The organism is Vibrio minamisatsumaniensis (genome assembly GCF_050337445.1).
Lineage (GTDB): Bacteria > Pseudomonadota > Gammaproteobacteria > Enterobacterales > Vibrionaceae > Vibrio > Vibrio artabrorum.
In genome coordinates this window covers 1-3,734 of record NZ_JAKJSY010000147.1, presented here as the reverse complement: position 1 = coordinate 3,734, position 3,734 = coordinate 1, and the positions used below count along the sequence as shown (strand labels likewise).

3 protein-coding genes are annotated in these 3,734 nt (G+C 43.4%); 1 reads left to right on the top strand and 2 read right to left on the bottom strand.

Going from position 1 to position 3,734, the window contains the following annotated elements; genetic code table 11:
• Positions 1-96 precede the first annotated feature (96 nt).
• Positions 97-1,485, top strand: coding sequence for an alpha-amylase family glycosyl hydrolase (locus tag L4B77_RS19600; protein ID WP_429752506.1), 1,389 nt, complete (start codon positions 97-99; stop codon positions 1,483-1,485).
• 106 nt (positions 1,486-1,591) lie between these two features.
• Here the strand turns inward: L4B77_RS19600 and L4B77_RS19595 are convergent, their stop codons facing one another.
• Together L4B77_RS19595 and L4B77_RS19590 are read right to left on the bottom strand one after the other, a co-directional pair.
• Complete coding sequence (locus L4B77_RS19595; RefSeq protein ID WP_429752504.1) at positions 1,592-3,463, bottom strand: methyl-accepting chemotaxis protein; 1,872 nt, start codon at positions 3,461-3,463, stop codon at positions 1,592-1,594.
• Positions 3,464-3,499: 36 nt separating this feature from the next.
• The coding region (locus tag L4B77_RS19590; protein ID WP_146162308.1) for an IS3 family transposase at positions 3,500-3,734 on the bottom strand (235 nt) is incomplete at its 5' end.

Below are 3,734 nucleotides of genomic sequence, written 5' to 3'. Positions count from 1 at the left end.
ATAATAAGTGTCATTCTTAATGAAATTTATACAGCTTTGCCTTTTAGCTTTGGTATTTATCTAGAAAGCTGAAACTGAGTTTGATAGGAGAACAACATGGAGAGTTCAGCTCTGTTAAGCAACCCAGCAACAGATGTCATATTGCATGCCTTTGACTGGTGCTACGCTGACGTAATGAAGAACGCCCCATTGATTCAAGAGTTGGGTTATAAATCTGTTTTAGTTTCACCTGCGATGAAGTCGTTACGTGGCCCTAAAGGTTGCAACCGTAATTCTGGCACTCAATGGTGGCAGCGTTATCAACCGCAGGATTATCGTGTGATTGATAATCAGTTGGGGGATACACAAGATTTCACTGCGATGGTCAACACGTTAAAACAACATGGGCTTCGCACCTATGTAGACGTTGTGTTTAATCATATGGCTAACGAGTCGAGTATTCGCAATGACTTGACGTACCCGAACCTTCAAGATTTAAACTCATACCAAGAAGACGCAGAATATTACGCATCCATACGTTTGTTTGGTGATCTTTCGAAACCGTTATTTGATGAAAACGATTTTGTGGAAGCGTTTGGTATCAAAAACTGGAAAGATACTTGGGAAGTGAAAAACGGACGTATTACCGGTGGTGCGAGCGATCCTGGTTTACCAACACTGCTGGATAACGATAATGTGGTGGCACAACAGAGAGCGTATCTAAAAGCCTTGAAAGCGATTGGTGTGAAAGGATTCCGCATCGATGCTGCAAAGCACATGACGCTGTCACATCTACGTAAGGTGTGGACCGATGATATCTGTGAAGATATGCACATCTTTGGCGAGATCATTACCGATGGTGGTGCGACCGAGGAAGAGTATGAACTGTTCCTTGAGCCGTACCTAAAGCACACTCGCTTAGGTGCGTACGATTTCCCGTTGTTCAACACCATCTTCAAGGCTTTTGACAAGCAGGGCAGCTTTAAGTCTCTGATTAACCCCTACTGTTTTGGCCAGGCACTATCGAATATGCGAGCCATTACGTTTGTGGTCACTCATGATATTCCCAATAACGAGGTGTTTTTGGAGCATGTGATGGATGAAGTGGATGAGCAATTGGCTTATGCCTTCATTCTTGGTCGAGATGGCGGTGTACCACTGGTTTACAGTGAACTAAGCACCAGCGGTATTCTAGACAAGAGTGGTCAGCCTCGTTGGCGGAATGACTGGCGAGCCCCGTACATGAAAAGTATGATTCAATTCCACAACCATGTTCATGGTCAAGCGATGAGTGTGATCGAAACAAATGATGACTTGTTGGTGTTTGTCCGTGGCGACAAAGGCATTGTCGTAATCAACAAATCGAAGCGAAGTAAAACCGCATCATTAGCTTGGACAGGTGCGGTGACTGACTTATTGTCTGGTGAACAATTTGAATGTGCGGACAAGGTGTTAACGATAGAGGTTAAACCTAATGAATGCATGATGCTGACGACGAATGGTTGATTGAGATTAAGCCAGAAGTCACAAGCTATCTAAAATAAACAAAGAAAAGGCATGCTTAGATAAAATCTAGCATGCCTTTTTTGTTCGTGTCATTTTTAACGTATTTTTACACGATAAACTTATTCAATAGTTCATCTTGTGCTCGAACATTCTCAGTTTGTGCCTGCATGGCTGTGTTGGCGTCTTGAGCTGCGTTGGAGACTTCCGTTGAGAGATCTTTGATCTTAACGGTATTGTTATTGATTTCTTCCGCGACTAGGCTTTGTTCTTCAGCGGCTGAAGCTATCTGAATATTCATATCAGAAATACGTTGAATCGCATCTCGGATACGGTCAAGCGAGGTGTTCGCTTGCTGAGCACATCCTACGGCGTCAGTGGCGGTATCCTTACTTTGATGCATTGCATTCGATACTGAGCTTGCGCCGGCTTGCAACTGCTCAATCATACTGCGGATTTCAGTTGTAGATTGCTGAGTACGTTGTGCCAAGGTACGAACTTCATCGGCAACCACTGCGAACCCACGACCGGATTCACCAGCACGCGCGGCCTCGATGGCGGCGTTCAATGCGAGTAGGTTCGTTTGGTCTGCAATATCGTTGATGACCTTAAGGATTGTCTCGATGTTTGCTGTCGCTGACTCAAGTACTTGTACTTCAGCTACGGCCTCGTCGATCCGAGTAGACAGATTATCAATTGCTTTTGTTGTGTCACTTACGACTGATGTTCCGTCCAGCGTTGCTTCATCGGCTTCACGAGCGGCGGCTGCGGCACCTTGAGCATTGTTTGCCACTTCTGTTGCTGTTACAGCCATTTCATTCATGGCAGTCGCTAACTGCTCAAGCTCTTGAAGTTGTGTATTAACCGCATTTGCTGATTTGCTTGAACCTTCAACCGTGATTTCCGTACCACGTTTAATTTCAACACCAATCGCTTTCGATTGAATGATTTGATTTTGGAGGTTCTCGGTAAAGGTGTTGAAGCCTTTGGCAAGGTCAGAAAATTCTTTATCTGTATTGGTATCTAAACGTTTAGTTAAGTCACCTTGTCCGCTTGCTACGTCTTGAATCGCTTGGTTGAGTGCTTCCAATGGGCGCATTAGCACTCGGATTAACATTGTCAGTGCAATAATACTGAGAATAACGGCAGTCAAAGAGTATATGATTGAGCTATTTTTTAAGTCATCAATGGTTTTGAACGCAATGTCCTTATCAAGAACGGTTCCAATGTACCAATCTTCACTGGGAATATGAGTAAAGCTAACTAAGAGTGTTTTACCGTCGACTTCAATTTCTTGAGAGCCTTCACGGATAGTGACTTGCGGCATATAGCTTGAAAGCATTTCGCCATTATTTTTAGAATCTGGATGAGCGATGGTCGTGCCGTCGGCCGTGACTAGGAATAAATAACCCGCATCAAACAAGTTAACTTGGTTCACTAAAGTCGACAGGTTAGTTAACTCTACGTCGTAGAACATGCCCGCTGTGAAGCGTCCATTGTCTTTAACTGGTGTACCGACTGAAATGATAACTTTTTTACTTGAGGCATCGACATAAGGAGTGGTCACGATTAAATTGTTTTTGGCCTTAGCTGCGACGTACCAAGGACGAGTTCGAGGATCGTAATCGGGACCCGCTTCCCAAGCATCATCATTTTCAATGACTAAACCGATTTTATCATAACCAAAACCAATGGCAAGAAAGCTACTTTTAAGTTTCGGCTTTTCCAAGATTGTTTTTACGTAGGCAGGATCTTGAGGATTGCTCTCAATGATTTCGGTTGTTGATTGTGCTAATGCTTTCTTGGCATTCATTTCTGACACGACAACATCTCTTACCCCCAAAACCATTTCTTTTAGGCTTGTATTGACGTGGCTTTCTACAGCGTTCTTTACTGTATAAAGTTGTTGTATCGAAAGCAATGATACTGTCACTAGCAGTAGTACTGATGATGCAGTAACCACCTTATGGCTAAATTTCATTGAGTATGATCTGCTCCAGTTAGACTGGACACCGCATTAAGCTACATATTGTTTTTCAAAGTTAACTGGGCTTAGATACCCAAGAGCACTGTGCCTTCTTGTTCGATTATAATCAACTTCAATGTATTCAAAAAGCGCTTGGCGCATCTCTTCTCGGGTCATTATCGGCTCGTATTGGACGGCTTCTACTTTCATTGAGTGGAAAAAGCTTTCAACACAGGCGTTATCCCAACAATTCCCCTTCCTACTCATGCTTTGTTTTAGATTATGA